The following is an 18,048-nucleotide window of genomic DNA, read 5'->3' on the forward strand; positions in this document are numbered from 1 at the left end:
TGTCAACCCTTCAGGAAGGACAGCACGTCAGCGTTGATGACGTCCGCGTGCGTCGTGGGCATGCCATGCGGTAAACCCTGGTACGTCTTGAGGATTCCGTTCTGGAGCAGCTTCGCCGACTTGGGGCCCGAGGCCACGTACGGCACGATCTGATCGTCCTCACTGTGCATCACCAGGGTGGGCACGGAGATCTGCTTCAGGTCTTCGGTGAAGTCGGTCTGCGAGAACGCCACGATGCCGTCGTAATGGGCTTTGGCGCCTCCCATCATGCCCTGGCGCCACCAGTTGGCGATGATCGCCTCGTGTTCGTCAGAGGATTCACCGTTGAAGTTGTAGAACGGCCCGGTCGGCAGGGCTCGGTAGAACACCGAACGGTTGGCGGCCAACTGTGCCTGCAGGTCGTCGAACACCGACTTGGGCAGGCCTTCGGGGTTGGCGTCGGTCTGCACCATCAGGGGCGGAACCGCGCTGATGAGAACAGCTTTCGATACCCGGTCCTCGCCGTGGCGGGCCAGGTAACGCACCACCTCACCGCCGCCGGTGGAGTGGCCGATGTGAATGGCGTCGCGCAGGTCGAGCGCGGAGGTGAGGGCGGCCAGATCGTCGGCGTAGTGATCGAGGTCGTGGCCGTCGGCGCCCTGGGTCGAGCGGCCGTGCCCGCGGCGGTCGTGGGCGATCACCCGGTAACCCTGGGACAGGAAGAACAGCATCTGGTTGTCCCAGTCATCACTGGACAGCGGCCAGCCGTGGCTGAAGACGATGGGCTGGCCGGTGCCCCAGTCCTTGTAGAAGATGTCGATGCCGTCAGGTGTTCTCACGGTGGAGGAAGTGATGGTAGGCATGCCGACCACCTTGCTCGGTCAGCATCCCGGCGTCGTCAACGCCAGCCGCCAACCTGACTACCTGCTAGCCGGTAGTCGTCAATCGTCGCCGGCGGCGACCAGCGACTGCAGCGTCACCTTGGGGTTGTCGCGCTGGAAACCTTCGAGCCGCCATTTGGTGGAGAACAGTGCGAGCATCACCCCGTCGCTGCGGGTGAGTACCTCGGCCGACGGTTGTCTGTTCACGAAGTCGGCATCGGCCGGGTCGACCGCGCGGGCCACCTGATACGGCAGCGGTTCGAGCGCGATCGGTGCGGACAGCTCGGTCGCCATCCGATGGGTGGCCACCTCGAACTGCATGGGTCCGACCGCGGCCAGCACAGGGGACTGGTCACCGCGCCGGTCGGAGCGCAGCACCTGGACCACCCCCTCCTGCTCCAGCTGCTCGATACCCTTGCGGAACTGCTTGTGTTTGCTGGGGTCCGTGCCGCGGGCCACCGCGAAGTGTTCGGGGGAGAAGCTGGGAATCGGCGGGTAGTGCACCGGGACATCGCGGTACAACGTGTCACCAGGGCGCAGTGCCGCGGCGTTCGCGAGCCCGATGACGTCACCGGGCCACGCACTGTCGAGCGTGGAGCGGTTCTGCCCGAACACCGACTGGGCGTACTTGGTGACGAACGGCTTGCCGGTGGCGGCGTGGGTCAGCACGTCACCGCGCTGGAAGGTGCCCGAGCACACCCGCGCGTAGGCGATGCGGTCGCGGTGGGCGGAGTCCATGCCGGCCTGCACCTTGAACACGAAGGCGCTGAACGGGGACTCCGGCGAACGCCGGTTGCCGTCGACGTCCAGCGCACCCGACGGCGACGGGGCCAGCTGCACCAGCACGTCCAGCAGCTGGTTGACGCCGAAGTTCAGGGCCGCGGAGGTGAACAGCACCGGAGTGGAGCTGCCGCCCAGGAAGGACGCCTCGTCGTAGTCGGCGTCGTCGGCCTCGAGCAGTTCGGATTCCTCGACCGCGGTGTCCCAGTCGATGCCCGCGGCGTCGTGTGCGCGGTCCGGTGTGATGTGTTCCTCGGGTGCGGCGGTGGCACCGCCGGCGGTGCGGGTGAAGCGGATGAAATTGCCGGTGCGCCGGTCGAGCACGCCCTTGAAGTCTCCGGCGATACCGACCGGCCACGTCAGCGGCGTGGTCTTCAGGCCGATGCGCTCGTTGATCTCGTCCATCAGTTCCAGGGCGTGCCGGCCCGGGCGGTCCCACTTGTTGATGACCGTGATGATCGGGATGCCCCGGTGTTTGCACACCTGGAACAGTTTGAGGGTCTGCGGCTCCAGGCCCTTGGCGGCGTCGATGAGCATCACCGCGCAGTCCACCGCCGACAGCACCCGGTAGGTGTCCTCGGAGAAGTCGGCGTGACCAGGGGTGTCCAGCAGGTTGATCACGCAGTCCTGGCCGTTGGTGGAGTACGGGAACTGCAGCGCCGTGGACGTGATGGAGATGCCACGGGCCTTCTCCATGTCCATCCAGTCGGAAACGGTGGACCGGCGACCGGCCTTGCCGTGGATGGCGCCGGCCTCGGTGATGATCCGGGCGTGCAACACCAACGCTTCGGTCAGCGTCGACTTACCCGCGTCGGGGTGGCTGATTACTGCGAAGGTCCGACGACGACGCGCTTCGGCGGAGACATGGTTGAAATTCGTCCCGTCGGCGGTCGTCCGGACACCAGGGACGTTCTCGCTCATTGCGACGACGATGCTACCCGTCAAAGGCCGCTGTCCGAGCCTCCGGGAGGACGAGCGCGCAAGAGCTCGGCGCCGTGGATGGCGTCCCGGACCGAGCCCTCTGCGGAGCTGTCGGCCACGAACACCATCTCGTCACCGGCTTCGAGCACGTAATCGGCCGCGGGAAGAATGACCTCGCTGCCCCGCAGCACCGTGACCAGGGCGGTGTTCTCCGGCAGTTCCAGCATGCCAACCCGGGCACCGACAAGCGGGTTGTCGTCGGGCAGGGTCAGTTTGGTCAGCTCGGCCTGGCCTTCGCGGAAACCCATCAGGCGCACCAGGTGGCCGACGTCGATCGCACCCTCCACCCCCGCCACCAGCGCCCCGGGAGTGGATACGGCCACGTCGATACCCCAGGCCTGGCTGAACAACCATTCGTTGCGGACCTCGTTGATCCGGGCCACCACCCGGGACACGCCGAACTCGGTCTTGGCCAGTAGGCCGACCACCAGATTCGCTTTGTCGTCACCGGTGGCCGCGATCAGCACGTCGCACGTCTGCGCGCCGGCCTCCTCGAGAGTGGACAGCTCGCACGCGTCGCCCATGAGCCATTCGGCCGCCGCCACTGCCGGCGGGTCGAACCGGCGGCGCTCCTTCTCGATCAACAGCACCTTGTGGCCGTAGTCCAGGAGTTCGCGCGCGACGGAGCGACCGACGTTGCCTGCCCCGGCAACAGCGATCCGCAGTTTCCGCGCTGCCACCTGGTTATCTTCGCGCACTTCACGCGCGGCCGCGCAGTCCCTGTGCTGATTTACTGGGCACGCATCGAAGCGCCATCTGACAGCGGCCCGACAGGACTGACATTGACTTTGCAGCAGCTGTACCTGGCATTGCTGATCGGCGGGCTGGTCCTGCTGTTCAGCATCGTCGGTACGCGGGTGGCGACCCGGGTGGGTTTTCCGGCCCTGCTGTTCTTCCTGCTGGTCGGTGTGCTGCTCGGCGAGGACATCCTCGGCCTGGACTTCGATAACGCCGAGCTGGCCCGCAATGTCGGAACCGTCGCGCTGGCGGTCATCCTGGTCGAAGGCGGTTTGACCACCCGGTTCAGCGACATCCGCAGAGTGCTGGCACCGGCGGGAATGCTGGCGACGGTCGGGGTGGTGGTCAGTACCGTGATCACCGCGACCGGGGCACATGTGTTGCTGCGGATGGACTGGCAGCTGGCGTTGCTGCTGGGCGCCATCGTGTCCTCGACCGACGCCGCGGCGGTGTTCTCGGTGCTGCGGATGATCCCGCTGCCCAGCCGGGTGGCCGGGCTGCTGGAAGCCGAGTCCGGCTTCAACGACGCGCCCGCCGTCATCCTGGTGCTGATGTTCAGCGTCGTGCCGTTCGTCTTCGAACCCGACGGGGCGGCCTTCGATCTGGTGTACGAGCTGGGTGCCGGTGCTGCCGTCGGGCTGGCGTGCGGTGCCGTGGGTGCCACGCTGATCCGCCGCGTCGCCCTGCCGGCGTCCGGGCTCTATCCCATCGCGATCTTCGGGCTGGGCATGGTGGCGTTCGCCGCCGCGGGCAGCCTGCACGCCAGCGGATTCCTGGCGGCCTACCTGGCCGCGGTGGTGCTGGCCAACAGCGGATTGCCGCACCGGTCGGCCACCCGGTCCTTCGCCGAAGGGCTCGGTTGGCTGGCGCAGATCGGGCTGTTCGTGATCCTGGGCCTGCTGATCGATCCCAGTGAACTGCTGCCCGACGTCGTTCCGGCGATCGTGATCGGCCTGGTGCTGCTGTTCGTGGCGCGACCGGTGTCGGTGGTGGTGTCGCTGCTCGGGTTCACCATTCCCTGGCGCGAGCAGTTCTTCTTGTCCTGCGCCGGTCTGCGCGGCGCCGTCCCCATCGTGTTGACGACGTTTCCCATCGTCGCCGGCGTGCCCGACAGTTACCGGCTGCTCAACATCGTGTTCGTCCTGGTGGTGGTGTTCACGCTGATCCAGGGCCCGAGCCTGCGCCCGGTGGCGCAGGGCTTGGGCCTGATCTCCCGCGTCTCCACCCGGGAGATCCAGGTGGAGGCGGCACCGCTGGACGTGTTGGACGCCGAACTGCTCACCATGACCGTGCAGCCGGAATCGCGGCTGCACAACGTCACCGTGCTCGAACTGCGGCTGCCGGATCCCAGCGTGATCACGCTGATCATCCGCGACGGGCACACGTTCGTGCCACTCCCCGATACGCGGATCGAGACCGGTGACGAGTTGCTGATCGTCACCACCAGCAAGACCCGGGCTGCCGCAGAGCGACGCCTCAGGGCGGTCAGCCGCCGGGGCAAGCTCGCCTACTGGTTCGACGAGTACGGCGAGCGTGAGTAACGACGGGCCTGCTCCATCAGCGCGGCGGCCGGCGCGGTGAGGTGCCTGCCCCGGCTGACAGCGGCCACGTGCAGATAGGACTCCGGGACGATGCGTTGTACGCGGGCTCCGGCGCGGCGCGCGGATTCGGTCCAGGCCGACGGCATGACCGCACGGCCCAGACCGTTGAGCACCATCGGCAGGATCGAGGTGCGGTGCGCGATCTCGGCGGCGATGGTGATCCGGGTGCCCTCGGCGATCACCTCGTCGACCAGCGCACGCATCAGCGAACCGCGCTGCGAGACGATCAGCCGGCAACCGTCGAGCTCGTCGCGGCGCACGGTGGGCCCCGGGCTCACAGGATCATCCGGGCCCGAAATCAGCACCAGCGCCTGGCTTTCCAGCGCAATCACGGTCAAGTCGGGGGCCCGGGTGGGTTCCGGGGAACCCAGGACACCGATCTCACAGGCTCCGCTGCGGACGCTGTCCAGGATCTCCTCCGGGGTGAAGCCGGCTTCGGCGTTGATGGTCACGTCGGGATGCTCTCGCGCGAACTCGGTCAAGATGGTGGTCAGCGGTTCCATGCCCGGTGACGGCATGGTGATCAGGTCCACCCGGCCACCGCGCAGCCCCCGGAGTTCACGGATCGCCGCATCGGCCTCGTCGACGTCGCGCAGGACCGTGCGGGCCGGGCCCACCAGCGCCTTGCCCGCCTCGCTGAGCACCACACCGCGTCCCACCCGGTGGAACAGCGGGGTACCGAGTTCGCGCTCGAAACCGGCGATGGCCTGAGACAGCGACGGCTGCGCCACCATCAGCTGTTCCGCGGCCCTGCTGAAACCACCGTGGTCCACCACGGCGAGGAAGAACTTGAGTTGGCGAACGTCCACGAGCAGACCCTCTCAGCTGCGTCGATAGGGCCAGCCTATACCCCGGATCGCACTTTGGTCTTGGACGCTCGCCCCCACTGTGACTGCTAATGGGATCTACGCGCTGTGTGACGCGCACAACAATGGATTCAGGGAGAGAACAGATGGCAGATCAGGTTTTCAGCATCGCGGCGATTCCGGCCGACGGCGTGGGGAAAGAGGTGGTGGCCGCGGGGCGACGCGTGCTCGACGCGCTGGCCGACCAGTCACAGGGCCGCTTCGCCTTCGCATGGACCGAATTCCCTTGGGGCTGTGAGTATTACGCGCAGACCGGCATGATGATGGCCGACGACGGGCTGGACACCCTGAAATCCTTCGACGCCATCTACTTCGGTGCGGTCGGCTGGCGCAACGTGCCCGACCACGTCAGCCTGTGGGGGCTGCGGCTGAACATCACCCAGAACTTCGACCAGTGGGCCAACGTCCGCCCGGTCAGGTTCCTGCCCGGAGTGGTGTCCCCGCTGCGCAAGGCCGATGACACCGAACTCGACTGGGTGGTCGTCCGGGAGAACAGCGAAGGCGAATACGCCGGGCTCGGTGGCCGCAACCTCAGCGGGCGCGGACCGGGCAACGAGGTGGCGCTGCAAACCGCGCTGTTCACCGAAAAGGGCTGCGAGCGGATCATGCGGTTCGCGTTCGACCTGGCCCGGACCCGCCGCGTCAAGAAGGTCTCCAGTGTCACCAAATCCAACGCGCAGCAGTACGGCATGGTGCTCTGGGACGAGGTATTCGCCAGGGTGGCAGCCGACTACCCCGACGTCGAGACCGAGAGCGTCCTGGTGGACGCGATGAGCGCGAAGTTCATCCTGCATCCCGAAGAACTGTCGGTGGTGGTGGCCTCGAACCTCAACGCCGACATCCTGTCCGACCTGGGTTCGGCGCTGGCAGGCAGCCTCGGCGTGGCCGCGAGTGCGAACCTCAACCCCGAGCGCCGCTTCCCGAGCATGTTCGAGCCCGTTCACGGGTCAGCCCCCGACATCGCCGGCCGTGGCGTGAGCAACCCTGTCGGCGCCATCGCCAGCGCCGCACTGATGCTGGATCACTTCGGTCTGCACGACGAAGCCCGCCGTGTCGAGGCGGCCATCGAGATCGCCACGGGCAACGGGGTGTTGACGCGTGACATCGGCGGCACCGCCGACACCGACACCATGACCGATGCCATTGTCGCCGCCCTCACTCCTGCCCTCACGCACGCCTGATCGGGAAGGTTGACACCATGATCGACATCGACCCGGCGGATACGCCGGCACGTGAGAAGAAGCGGTGGTACCGGCAGCTGTATTTCTGGGTGCTGATCGCCATCGTCGCCGGCGTCCTGGTCGGATGGCTCTCGCCATCCACCGGCGAGGCCATGGAGCCCATCGGCACCACGTTCATCACGGCGATGAAGATGCTGATCTGCCCGATCGTCTTCCTGACGATCGTCGGCGGTATCGCCAGCGTCGCCGACCTGAAAAAGGTTGGCATGACTGGTATCAAAGCGCTGACCTACTTCCAGGTGGGCACCATCCTCGCGATGGTCACCGGTCTGGTGGCCATCAACCTGTTCCGGCTCGGCGACGGGGTGAACGCCAACCCCGACACCATCGAGGCCAGTGAATCCGCGCAGAAACTCATCACCGCGGGCGAAGAGAAACAATGGTGGGAGTTCATCACCCATCTGGTGCCCGACAGTGTGTTCGGTCCGTTCGTCGAGGGCGACATCCTGCAGGTGATCTTCCTGGCGGTGATCTTCGGTGTGGCGCTGAACGCCGTCGGCCAGATCGGTGGACCCGTGCTGGATGCGGTGAACCGGCTGACGGCCATCGTGTTCAAGGTGCTGGGCTACATCATGAAACTGGCTCCCCTGGGCGCGTTCGGGGCCATGGCCTACGCCATCGGCAAGTACGGAGTCTCGACACTGACCAGCCTGGGCAGCCTGATCCTGCTGTTCTACGTGACCTCCGCCCTGTTCGTGTTCGTGGTGCTCGGCTCCGTGATGGCGTACCTGCGGCTCAACATCTTCCACATGCTCCGGTATCTCAAGGAGGAGCTGCTGCTGATCCTGGGGACCTCCACCGCCGAACCGGCGCTGCCTGCCCTGATGCGCAAGCTCGAGCACGCCGGTGTCAGCAAGCCGACGGTGGGCCTGGTGGTGCCCACCGGCTACAGCTTCAACCTCGACGGCGCAGCCATCTATCTGTCGCTGGCAGCGCTGTACATCGCCCAGGCCACCAACACCGATCTGTCGATCGGCCAGCAGATCGGTCTGCTCGCCGTCATGTTGTTGACCTCCAAGGGTGCCGCCGGGGTGGCCGGTGGTGGATTCATCGCTCTCACAGCCACATTGAGCACCTTGGGCACCATCCCGGCCATCGGTATCATGCTGGTGTTCGGCATCGACAAGTTCATGTCGGAGTGCCGTGCGCTGGTCAACTTCATCGGCAACGCCGTCGCGACGCTGTTCGTCGCCAAGTGGAACGGTGAGGTCGACATCGACCGGGCGCGAAAGGTGTTCGCCGGCAAAGACGTTCCGCCGCTGCGCAGCGACCCTACTGAGCCTGCGGCCCCACAGCAGGTGACCGCGCCTCACAACGCACCGGTGTTGGCGAGTACCACGAAGTGAGCACCGTGCTGATCGCGCCGGACAAGTTCAAGGGCAGCCTGACGGCCTCGGAGGTCGCCGACACCCTGGCCGAAGGGTTCGCCGCGGCCGGCATGGACGTCCTCACCCTGCCACTGGCAGACGGCGGCGACGGGAGCGTCGCCGCCGCTCTGGCCGCCGGTTTCGCCGCTCACGAGGTCATCGTGGAGTCCGCGCTCGGAACCCCTCATCGCAGTGTCATCGCCGTCCGCGGTGACACCGCGGTGGTGGAGGTGGCCAACACGTGCGGGCTGGCAACGCTGCCGCAGGGGCGACTGGCACCGCTGGATGCCTCGAGTCGCGGCTTCGGGCAGGCGATTCGGAGCGCGATCGAACTCGGCGTGCACCGGGTCGTGCTGGCACTCGGCGGCAGCGCCAGCAGTGACGCCGGTATCGGCATGCTGGCAGCGCTTGGATGTGAATTCCTGAACGTCGGCGGGGAAGTGCTGGTGGCCTCGGCGCGCAACCTGGCGGCCATCCACACCGTCAGGTGGGGGAGCGCCAGGCCCGCCGTGGAGCTGGTGGTGGCCGGCGATGTGATCAACCCACTGTCCGGCCCGTCCGGTGCGGCCGCGGTGTACGGCCCTCAGAAAGGGGCTTCCCAGGCCGAGATCGACGCGCTCGAAACCGGATACGACACCCTGATTCAGGCGTTTCACCGTTCGGGCTGGACCGACGCGGCGGCGGTTGCGGAGCTGTCCGGGGCGGGTACGGCCGGGGGATGTGGTTTCGCGGCAGCGCTGCTGGGCGCCCGGATCGTCTCCGGGGCGCACTTCTTCCTCGACCTACTGGGCTTCGAGACCCTGTGCGAGGATGCCGATCTGGTGATCACCGGGGAGGGGAGACTGGACGGTCAGACGCTGTGCGGCAAATTGCCCGCCGCGGTGGCCGCTCGGGCCTTCCCCACGCCGGTGCTCGCCGTCGTCGGTAGAAACGACCTCGACGAGGGTGTGTCTTCACCGTTCGTCGACATCCTTGCTGTGGAGCACTTTTCACAGCAGAGCACCGCGCACGATCCCGTAGCGACCCGTCATACCCTGCGCCTGATCGCCGAGACCGTAGCATGTGCCGGTGAGTGTCCGCTGGCGTGAGCGAAGTGCCCTGGTCCGTGTCCTGCGTCTGTGGCGCACCAGGCGTCCACGGACGTTTCGGGAGAAGGTGCGTTACAAGATGCTCCGCGACCGCCGGCAGCTGGTGGTGACGTTCGCGGACAAAGCGGCGGTGCGCGCCTACGTCGCCGCCGCCGTCGGGGAGCACTACCTGCCGCGGGTGTACGCCGTCGTCGATGATCCCGCGGCGCTGCGCGAGGTGGACCTGCCCGAGTCCTACGTGGTCAAGCCCACCCACGGCAGCGGAGCCGCCATCGTGGTGTCCGACCGTGCCGATGCGCAGGCCCGGTTGTCCCGGGAGCCGGGAAGCTGGGTGTATCAGCATGTCCGGCCCGAGTTCGCGCCTCGGGAGGACATCATCAGGATCGCGCGCGGCTGGGTGACCCAGCTCTACGGCCAGGGCCCCAACCGGGAATGGGTGTACGGGCAGATTCCCCGCCGCATCATCGTCGAGGAGATGCTCGCCGGACCCGACGGGACGGTCCCCGACGACTACAAATTCTTCGTCTTCCACGGCAAGTGCGCCTTCGTGCAGGTGGACAGTGGGCGGTTCGGCCGGCGCACCCAGGATTTCTTCCAGCCCGACTGGCGGCATCTTCCGCTGAGGGGAGGCCTGCCGTGGGCGGATCCGGAGCCTTCCCGGCCTGCCTGCCTGGCCGAGATGATCGACATCGCGCAGCGATTGGGCGCAGACACCGATTTCGTGCGCGTCGACCTGTATGCGGTTCCGGACGGCGCAGACAATCGTGTCGTCTTCGGTGAGTTGACCAGCTTCCCCGCGGGCGGGGACAGCCCATTCGATCCCGAATCGTTCGACGAGGTGTTCGGCCGTCCCTGGTCGGTGCCCCGGCGCTACCGCGAACGTTAGTCTGAACGGTATGAGCGTTCCCGTGGGATACCTGGCGTCGATATCCATCGACTGTCCGAATCCGGATGCCCTGGTGCGGTTTTACTGCGACTTACTGGGTCTGGAGGAGTTTTTCGCCACTCCGGACCGGGGCGTCATCTCACTGTCCGGTGCTGGTCCGATGGTCACCCTGATGCGGGTCGACGAGTACCAGGCGCCGTCATGGCCGAACGGGCCGCAGCACAAGCAGATGCATCTCGACCTCGCAGTCGATGACCTGGAACAGGCGGTGGCGGCGGCGAAAGCCATCGGTGCGGTCGAGGCCGAGGTCCAGGCGGCACCCGAGCAGTGGCGGGTACTGCTCGACCCGGTGGGGCACCCGTTCTGTCTGAGTACGGTCCGACCGGACTGAAAGATCAAGTGCCGCAGAACGTCCGGTAGTTCACGAAATCATCCGGCGCCGGCTCGGCGTAGCGTTCCAGTCCCGGCCGCTGGTTGTAGGGTGCGCTGAGCGCGACCAGCAACCGTTCCATCGGTGCGGTGTCACCTGCGGTTGCCGCCGCCAGCGCCTCCTCGACCAGATGATTGCGCGGGATGTAGAGGGGGTTGACCCGATCCATCGACTCGGCGTCGGGTCCCAGGGCGCGCCAGCGGTCCAGCCACGCATCGACAGTGGCCAAGTCCACGAACAAGCCGCGGGACGGTTCGTTGTCGCCGCGGGCGGCGGCGCTCAGGTGACGGAAGAACGACGTGAAGTCGACCCGACTCTGCGTCAGCTGTGCGAGCAGATCGGTGATGAGACTTGCCACGAGGTCATCCGGAAGACCCTCGGCCAGACCGAGTTTGGCACGCATGCCCGTCGACCACGCGGATTCGTAGCGCGCCCGGAAACCGGTGAGGGAGTTCTGGGCGATGGTGATCGCCTCATCGGGTTCCTCGGCCAGCAGCGGCAACAGCGTCTCGGCGAACCGCGCCAGGTTCCAGCCGATGATCGCCGGCTGATTGCCGTAGGCGTAGCGCCCCCACTGATCGATCGAGCTGAACACCGTCTCCGGGGCGTAGGCCTCCATGAATGCGCACGGGCCGTAGTCGATGGTCTCGCCGGAGATGGTGGTGTTGTCGGTGTTCATCACACCGTGGATGAAGCCGACCATCATCCACTGGGCCACGAGTGCGGCCTGAACGTCGATCACCGCATCGAACAAGGCCAGGTAGGGGTTGTCGGCCTGTGCGGCCGCCGGGTGGTGCCGGGTGATCGCATGGTCGGCGAGGCGGCGCACCAGCCCGAGATCACCGGTCAACGCCGCGTACTGAAAGCTGCCCACCCGCAGGTGACTGCTCGCCACCCGGGCCAGCACCGCGCCGGGCTGCACGGTCTCCCGTTGCACCGGCCGGCCCGTCGCCACCACCGCCAACGACCGGGTGGTCGGAATTCCCAAGGCGTGCATGGCTTCACTGACGATGTACTCGCGCAGCATGGGACCCACCACGGCCAACCCGTCGCCGCCGCGCGCGAACGGCGTGCGGCCCGAGCCCTTCAGATGAAGGTCACGCTCGCGGTCGTCCTGGCCGCGCAGTTCCCCGAGTAACAGCGCCCGGCCGTCCCCCAGCCGTGGCTGCAGATTGCCGAACTGGTGGCCGGCGTATGCCTGCGCCACCGGCGCGGCGTTCGAGGGCACCGCGGCACCCACCAGAAACCCCAGCCCGTCCTGGCTGCGCAGCCAGTCGGGATCCAGACCCAGGTCCACGGCCAGGGCATCGTTGACCACGAGTAGCTGCGGGTGCGGTGCGGGTTCAGCCTGCCAGCGAACCGCCATTTCCGGCAGCTCGCGGGCGAAGCGGTCATCGAGGGTGACCGGGATGACGCCGGTGCCCGGCTGAACTGTCATGCCAGCACCGGCCCTTCGACAGGAGCTTCGACCAGAAGCGACATCCCGTGATGCGCGGGCATCTCCACGGCGAAGCTGTGCAGGTCATCGACACTGGCGATGTGCTTGCCGGTGAACATGTCCGACACGGTGGAACCGGGCGGCAGCGTCTCGGAACGGACCGAGCCAGAGACCTCTTCGTTGGCGAAGTTGAGCACCGTCAGCTGATAGCGACCCTCCCCGGCCAGTTCGTGTACCAGCACGAGCATGCCGCGGTGGGCCACTTCCGGGATGTCGACCTGCCGGCTGGTCGCGATGCCGTAGTGCGAACGCACCCGCAGGATGGCCTGCAGCTGGCGCAGGAAGCTGGTCTCGTCGGCCAGCTGCTCCGGGATGGAACCGTAAAGGCTTCTGCCGCGCGGCATTCCGGCCGACGACTGGGTGGCGTCGGGGTTGACACCCATCAGATCGTGCGCGGCGCGGTTGATCCACCGGGTGTCACCGCCCTGCAGCAGCTGCGAGACCTGGGAGGTGGGTAGCGTGAGCATGCCGCACATGTCCCAGCCCGACAGTGCGAAAACACCCGGCTGCAACGCGTTGAACATCGCCAGCAGCAGGTGGGCCCGACGGACGTGGTCCACCACCACGGGGTCGTCGATCCGGTCCAGATCAGAGATACCCAGGGCCGCCGCGATCACGGTGGCCGTGGTGCAGGCGATTCCGTTGGTGGTGAAAACCAGGTTGTACGAGGCATTTTCACCGGTGAGGTGCTGGGTGAGATCGGCGCGTACGGAGGCACCGAGCTCTTCGCCGGTGATCTCCGAACCCTTGTAGGTGAAGTGGTCGTCGCGGTGCCCGTGCGACCAGTGCAGCAGCTCGTAGGTGAGCTCGTCGTGGTTCTGCAGTGCATGCACCAGTGACGCCGGGTCCACGCCCAGTTCGAGGGTGGTGCGCAGACACAGGCGCAGGAATTCGGTGTCCGCGGTGGCCAGGGCGTGGTGATAGGCGGGCCGGTTGACGAAGTCATAGGAGAGGTCGGCGCCGGCTTCACCGATCTCACGGATGTCGTCGATGGTGAGGTTGAGCTCCTGGAACGTGAAACCGCCCACCTTGCGCACCATGCTGGCGATCAGGTGATTGGCCGCCTCCGACAACGGGTGGCCTTCCGACCAGGCGGTGCTGTCCTCGGCTGCCGTCTTCTCCGCGCCGAGGAAACCGTTGGCGTCCAGGCGCAGACCGCCGGTGCCGAGGTCGGCCAGTGAGTGCAGGGCGTCACCGATCACCAGGCGCATACCGGCGAACGACGGGTCCAGCCAGTTGATCGACGGCTGCCCGTCCTTGAAGTAGTGCAGGTAGACCCAGCGCCGCTCCACGCCGTCGATCCCCACCACCGGCCGGGTGACGCTCCAGTTGGTCTCCTTGACCCCCTCGGCGTAGAAGATGACGCGCTGCAGCCGCCCGATGATGTAACCGGCCTTGTCCAACCACTCTTCGGTGGCGGTGTCGATGTTGACCGAGTCGGCGCCCTGCGGAACCTCGGGCAGGTGCTCCCAGTCCCGGGGGTCGATCTCGACCATGTGATAGATGCCGGGGTAGTCGGCGTACTTCATCTCGGCCAGGCGGAAGTCGGCACCTTTGCCGGTATGGCCCGGGACGATGTCGTCGATGATGGTGCCGCCGTACCAGCCGGCGGTGCCGCACATCTGCCGGAATTCTTCTTCCGTGCCGAACGCCGGGTCGATCTGCGTGCTGATGCGGTCGAAGTGGCCGTCCACGCTGGGAGTCTGCTCCCAGCCCCAGATGCCGCCGGCGCGCTTGACCGGACCGGTGTGGACGGCCTCGATGCCGATCTCGGAGAAGGCCTGCCACATGTCCTCGTCGGCCATGGCTTTGAGGAACGACTCGTTGGGACGGGTGATCAACGACAGCGGGTAGGCGGTGAACCAGACCGCGGCCGTCTCCACCGCGCCGCGCGGACTCGGTGTGGCGTAGGGGTTCTGCCACATCGAGCCCTGACCGGAGAATTGCTGGCTGATCTCGTTGGCGTCGGACAGCATCGACTGGGACAACAGCCACGACACATAGGCCGGGTTGTCGCCACGGGCGGGGCCGTCCTGATTCAGCGAGCGCCGGGTGAACGAGGTCTTGACGCGCGGCCGGAACCGCAGTGAGCGTGGGCGCGCAGGATGCAGATGCTCGTCGAACGTGATTTCGGTCGGCTCGTTCGTCTGATCCTCGCGGGCTTGATCATCGCGTTCCGACTCTGCCGCCTGAGTCATGAATCCCTTTCGCGAAAAGCTCGTAGTAGAAGGCTCGTGAAGCCGCGTCGATGCGTTGGCGTCGGCCGCGGGCGTTCTAGGGGGTATTGCCAACCCCAGGCGCAGATAAAACCGCCCACGGCGACACTGGGCACATCCCCGACATGAGAAACCACCCTACGGACCAATCCTGTCGGCGGCGCGGCCTCGCGGTTAGTCCGAGGTGGGAGAGCTTTCCGGGCGGGGCGCCGCGGTGACGAACCCGGTGACGGCCACGGCGGCGCACCCCACCATCACCAGCGCCAAGGGCAACGCGGTGTGTTCGCCGCCCAGGCCCACCAGTGGCGCCACCAGGGCGCCGATGCCGAACTGCAGGGCGCCCAGCACCGCGGATCCGGTCCCCGCCTGGTGCGGGACGGCGGCCAGCGCCAGTGCGGTGGCATTGCCCAGGATCAGACCCTGGCTGGCCACGGCAACGAAGATCGGTATCGCCAGTGTCCAGACGGGCGCCCCGGTGAGGACCAGCGCAAGCAACACCAAGGCGGCGGCCGAAGCGGTCAGCAGTCCGACGCCGAGGAGGGTGCGTACCGCAAAACGCTGCGACAACCGGGCCGACAGGGCGCTCATCACGCTGATTCCCAGCGCGTTGACCCCGAAGGTCAGCCCGTACTGAACCGGCGTCATTCCCATCATGGTCTGGAACACGAAGGGCGAGGCGGAGATGTAGGCCATCATCACCGCGAAGCCGAAGGCGAACGCCACCGTGTGGCCGGCGTAGGTCCGGGTGAGCAGCGCGCGTCGGGCCGTCGACCCGGTGGTGGCCGCGCGCAACTCCTGCCGTCGCTCCTTGGGGTGCGACTCGCGCACCACGGCGGCGGTGACCGCGAACATGAGCACCACCACGGCGCACACCACCCACAGGATGCCGCGCCAGCCGATCTGGCCCACCAGCAGACTGCCGGCGAACGGAGCGATGACGGGTGCCACCCCGCCGACGATCATCATCAAGCTGAAGGCCCGCGCCGCTGCCTTACCGCTGGCGAGGTCGGACACGATGGCCCGGCCGATCACCATGCCGGCGGCCCCGGTGAAGCCCTGCGCGAAGCGAGCGCCGGTGAGGACCTCGATGGTGGGCGCCGACGCAGCCACCGCGCTGGCACCGACACACAGCAGGGTGCCGGCCAGTAGTGGCCGAAGCCGGCCCAGTCGGTCCGACAGCGGGCCGAAAACCAGCTGGCCGAGGGTGATGCCGAGCAGGAACGCCATCAATGTCAGCTGCACCGCTGACGCGCTGGCCTCGAGTACTCCGGCCATCTCCGGAAACGCCGGCAGATACAGGTCGGTGGCCACCGGGGCGACCGCCGACAGCAGCGCCAGCGCCAGGAGAAGAGAGGTGGTGATGCCCCGGTCCGGCGTGGTCACCCCCGCGTGGCGTGCGCCGGCCACGTCGATATCAGTCATGGAAGTCCTCAAAGTAGTTATTTAATGATAACTATACAACCATAACTATCCTGTCGTACGATCGCGGCATGACCGACGGCGACGAACTGGCCGAACTGGCCCAGCTGATCCTCAGCGTCGCGCGGGAGATCCGGTTCCGCGGATACGACGACCCCGAGGCGGTGAGCCTGAACGCTTCGGAGGCCAACGTCATGCGCTACATCGACACCCACCCCGGCACCACGCCCAGCGCGGTCGCCGACGCGACCGGCCTGCGGCGCAGCAACCTGAGCACGGCCCTGCGCGATCTGGAGTCGCGTGGATTCGTCGAGCGCCGCGTCGACCCCAACGACGGGCGGGGAGTCAACCTGTTCCCGACCCCGCGGGCGGCGCGCAATCTGGAGCTGGTGCGACGCGAGTGGGCGCATGCCCTCGACGTCGGCCTCGGTGCTGATCACCGAGACATCGCTTCGGCGAAACGGCTGCTCCAGCGGCTGGAGGGCGGACTGGTGGCGGCCCGGCGCCGGTGATCGACCGCGCGCCGAGGGTGGGGTTCACTGTGCACCGCGACAAGCCGCAGGGTTTACTCGACTCCGCCGAAGTCAACAGGTAGGCAGCGGGAGGAGGTGGCGGCGCTGAGATCGACATCATCGGTGAGATCCACCGTGCGCTGCGTCCACCGTCCCACCGGCAGCGACGGACCGTCATGGCGCTAGAGGCGGGCCAGGTGTTCGCCGGCTACGAGATCGTCGGCACGCTGGGTGTCGGCGGTATGGGTGAGGTGTACCTGGGTCAGCATCCCCGGTTGCCCCGTCGGGACGCGCTCAAGATCCTCCGCGGAACCGTGATCGAGGACCAGGAATACCGTCAGCGCTTCATCCGCGAGGCCGACATCGTTGCCGGGCTCTCGCACCCCAACATCGTCAGCGTGCACGACCGTGGCGAGGCCGACGGCCAGCTGTGGATCGCCATGGACTACATCGACGGCACCGACGCCGGCAAGCTGCTGGCCGACCGGTACCCCGACGGTATGCCGGTCGAGCTCGTCATCCGGATCGTCCGCGGCATCGCCGATGCGCTCGATTACGCGCACCAGCGCCAGCTGCTGCACCGCGACATCAAACCGGCCAACATCCTGATCACCGACGTCGACTCGGACGAACCGCGAATCTACCTCGGCGACTTCGGTATTGCGCGCTGGGCTGATGACACCAGCAAGCTGACCGCCACCGACGTGGCGGTGGGAACGGTGGCATACGCGGCGCCCGAGCAGTTGATGGGCGGCGACGTCGACGGCCGTGCCGACCAGTATGCGTTGGCGGCCACGGCTTTTCAGCTGCTCACCGGTAAACCGCTATTCCAGCACGGGAATCAGGCGGTGGTGATCAGTCAGCACATCAGCTCCGAGCCGCCCGATATCGGCGAGCGCAGACCCGAGCTCGCGGCGCTCAGTCCGGTGTTCGCGCGTGCGCTCGCCAAGACACCCCGGGAGCGGTTCGCCAGCTGCCGGCAGTTCGCCAGGGCATTGGAACAGCAGCTCGGTGTGCCCGACGACGACTCGGACGCCACCCAGTTGGCGTTCCCGTCAGGCCCGGGTAAGGCCCGGGGTGGCTCGCCGCGGCGAAACATGTTGTGGGTCGGGGGCATTGCGGCGGTGGTGTTGATCGCCGCGCTGGTGGCCACCATCGTGGTGCTCGAAGTCCGCAAACCGGACGAGCCGGCTACCGGCGCCCAACCGACCGCGGTGCCGCATCTGCCGGTGGTGATCATCGGCGCGGACTGCGAACCGCTGGGCGCGGCGGGCGAGAGCACCACCGGGGCGCAGGCGTACTGCGCGCATCTGCCCGCGGCCAATCAAGCGGTGTGGTCGCTGTACGAGGGCACCCTGCCCAGCCCCACCGTCACCCCCGGCCCGTCCGATGAGGTCTACCCGCCCGGCATCGAACAACAGGTACAGCTGTGCGTGCAGCAGACCGGCAAGAGCCGGATCGAGTGCCGGGACGACGTGCGCCGCGGAAATATCAGCGGCCCGGCCTGATTCAGGCATAGTCTCACTACCCGCTTCCTCCCCACTTCCGATGTGCGAGCGCAACCT

The 18,048-nt window shown here is 67.1% G+C and carries 15 protein-coding genes; 8 read left to right on the forward strand and 7 right to left on the reverse strand.

What is annotated here, in order from left to right; translation table 11 throughout:
• Nucleotides 1–2: 2 nt before the first annotated feature.
• From AC3A6P_RS07560 to AC3A6P_RS07570, 3 genes are all read right to left on the reverse strand, one after another.
• Entirely contained in the window at nucleotides 3–842 is an 840-nt protein-coding gene (locus AC3A6P_RS07560; protein ID WP_487690326.1) for an alpha/beta fold hydrolase, read from the reverse strand.
• A 78-nt stretch (nucleotides 843–920) separates the two neighbouring features.
• Nucleotides 921–2,561 (reverse strand): peptide chain release factor 3, encoded by a 1,641-nt coding sequence (locus AC3A6P_RS07565; RefSeq protein WP_487690328.1) that lies wholly within the window; start codon nucleotides 2,559–2,561, stop codon nucleotides 921–923.
• 20 nt (nucleotides 2,562–2,581) lie between these two features.
• The gene (locus AC3A6P_RS07570; protein ID WP_487690614.1) at nucleotides 2,582–3,286 is read right to left on the reverse strand and encodes a potassium channel family protein; all 705 of its coding nucleotides are present in this window, start codon (nucleotides 3,284–3,286) and stop codon (nucleotides 2,582–2,584) included.
• A gap of 117 nt (nucleotides 3,287–3,403) precedes the next feature.
• Here AC3A6P_RS07570 and AC3A6P_RS07575 point away from each other — a divergent pair, with 117 nt between their 5' ends.
• Nucleotides 3,404–4,900 carry a potassium/proton antiporter gene (locus tag AC3A6P_RS07575; protein WP_487690330.1) on the forward strand — a complete coding sequence of 499 codons (1,497 nt, stop codon included), beginning with the start codon at nucleotides 3,404–3,406 and terminating at the stop codon, nucleotides 4,898–4,900.
• On the opposite strand, the gene AC3A6P_RS07580 is transcribed toward AC3A6P_RS07575, so the two are convergent.
• Nucleotides 4,867–5,769, reverse strand: coding sequence for a LysR family transcriptional regulator (locus AC3A6P_RS07580; protein ID WP_487690333.1), 903 nt, complete (start codon nucleotides 5,767–5,769; stop codon nucleotides 4,867–4,869). The genes AC3A6P_RS07575 and AC3A6P_RS07580 overlap by 34 nt on opposite strands.
• 143 nt (nucleotides 5,770–5,912) lie before the next feature.
• Between AC3A6P_RS07580 and AC3A6P_RS07585 the strand changes: the two genes are divergently transcribed.
• Genes AC3A6P_RS07585 through AC3A6P_RS07605 form a run of 5 tightly spaced genes read left to right on the forward strand, consistent with a single transcriptional unit; the run spans nucleotide 5,913 to nucleotide 10,799 of the window.
• Nucleotides 5,913–7,007, forward strand: coding sequence for a tartrate dehydrogenase (locus AC3A6P_RS07585; protein WP_487690336.1), 1,095 nt, complete (start codon nucleotides 5,913–5,915; stop codon nucleotides 7,005–7,007).
• A 17-nt stretch (nucleotides 7,008–7,024) separates the two neighbouring features.
• The gene (gene dctA, locus AC3A6P_RS07590; RefSeq protein WP_487690338.1) at nucleotides 7,025–8,413 is read left to right on the forward strand and encodes a C4-dicarboxylate transporter DctA; all 1,389 of its coding nucleotides are present in this window, start codon (nucleotides 7,025–7,027) and stop codon (nucleotides 8,411–8,413) included.
• A complete protein-coding gene (locus AC3A6P_RS07595; RefSeq protein ID WP_487690340.1) occupies nucleotides 8,410–9,522 on the forward strand; it encodes a glycerate kinase in 1,113 nt (370 codons plus the stop codon). The genes dctA and AC3A6P_RS07595 overlap by 4 nt, the downstream gene beginning before the upstream one ends.
• Nucleotides 9,503–10,408, forward strand: a complete 906-nt coding sequence (locus tag AC3A6P_RS07600; protein WP_487690343.1) for an ATP-grasp fold amidoligase family protein — start codon at nucleotides 9,503–9,505, stop codon at nucleotides 10,406–10,408. Before AC3A6P_RS07595 ends, AC3A6P_RS07600 begins: the two co-directional genes overlap by 20 nt.
• Before the next feature lie 10 nt (nucleotides 10,409–10,418).
• Nucleotides 10,419–10,799, forward strand: a complete 381-nt coding sequence (locus tag AC3A6P_RS07605; protein WP_487690346.1) for a VOC family protein — start codon at nucleotides 10,419–10,421, stop codon at nucleotides 10,797–10,799.
• Nucleotides 10,800–10,803: 4 nt separating this feature from the next.
• Here AC3A6P_RS07605 and AC3A6P_RS07610 read toward each other — a convergent pair whose 3' ends face one another.
• The 3 genes from AC3A6P_RS07610 to AC3A6P_RS07620 form a co-directional block, all read right to left on the reverse strand.
• Nucleotides 10,804–12,276 (reverse strand): protein adenylyltransferase SelO, encoded by a 1,473-nt coding sequence (locus AC3A6P_RS07610; RefSeq protein WP_487690348.1) that lies wholly within the window; start codon nucleotides 12,274–12,276, stop codon nucleotides 10,804–10,806.
• Nucleotides 12,273–14,534, reverse strand: a complete 2,262-nt coding sequence (treS, locus tag AC3A6P_RS07615) for a maltose alpha-D-glucosyltransferase (RefSeq protein WP_487690350.1) — start codon at nucleotides 14,532–14,534, stop codon at nucleotides 12,273–12,275. Before treS ends, AC3A6P_RS07610 begins: the two co-directional genes overlap by 4 nt.
• A 192-nt stretch (nucleotides 14,535–14,726) precedes the next feature.
• Nucleotides 14,727–15,974, reverse strand: coding sequence for a multidrug effflux MFS transporter (locus tag AC3A6P_RS07620; RefSeq protein ID WP_487690353.1), 1,248 nt, complete (start codon nucleotides 15,972–15,974; stop codon nucleotides 14,727–14,729).
• A gap of 68 nt (nucleotides 15,975–16,042) precedes the next feature.
• Here AC3A6P_RS07620 and AC3A6P_RS07625 point away from each other — a divergent pair, with 68 nt between their 5' ends.
• Together AC3A6P_RS07625 and AC3A6P_RS07630 are read left to right on the forward strand one after the other, a co-directional pair.
• Complete coding sequence (locus AC3A6P_RS07625; RefSeq protein WP_487690355.1) at nucleotides 16,043–16,483, forward strand: MarR family winged helix-turn-helix transcriptional regulator; 441 nt, start codon at nucleotides 16,043–16,045, stop codon at nucleotides 16,481–16,483.
• A 176-nt stretch (nucleotides 16,484–16,659) separates the two neighbouring features.
• Nucleotides 16,660–17,991: a serine/threonine-protein kinase gene (locus AC3A6P_RS07630; RefSeq protein WP_487690358.1), complete on the forward strand. Its 1,332-nt coding sequence runs from the start codon at nucleotides 16,660–16,662 to the stop codon at nucleotides 17,989–17,991.
• Nucleotides 17,992–18,048: the final 57 nt, after the last annotated feature.

It is taken from the genome of Mycobacterium sp. Soil_C_30 (genome assembly GCF_057656995.1).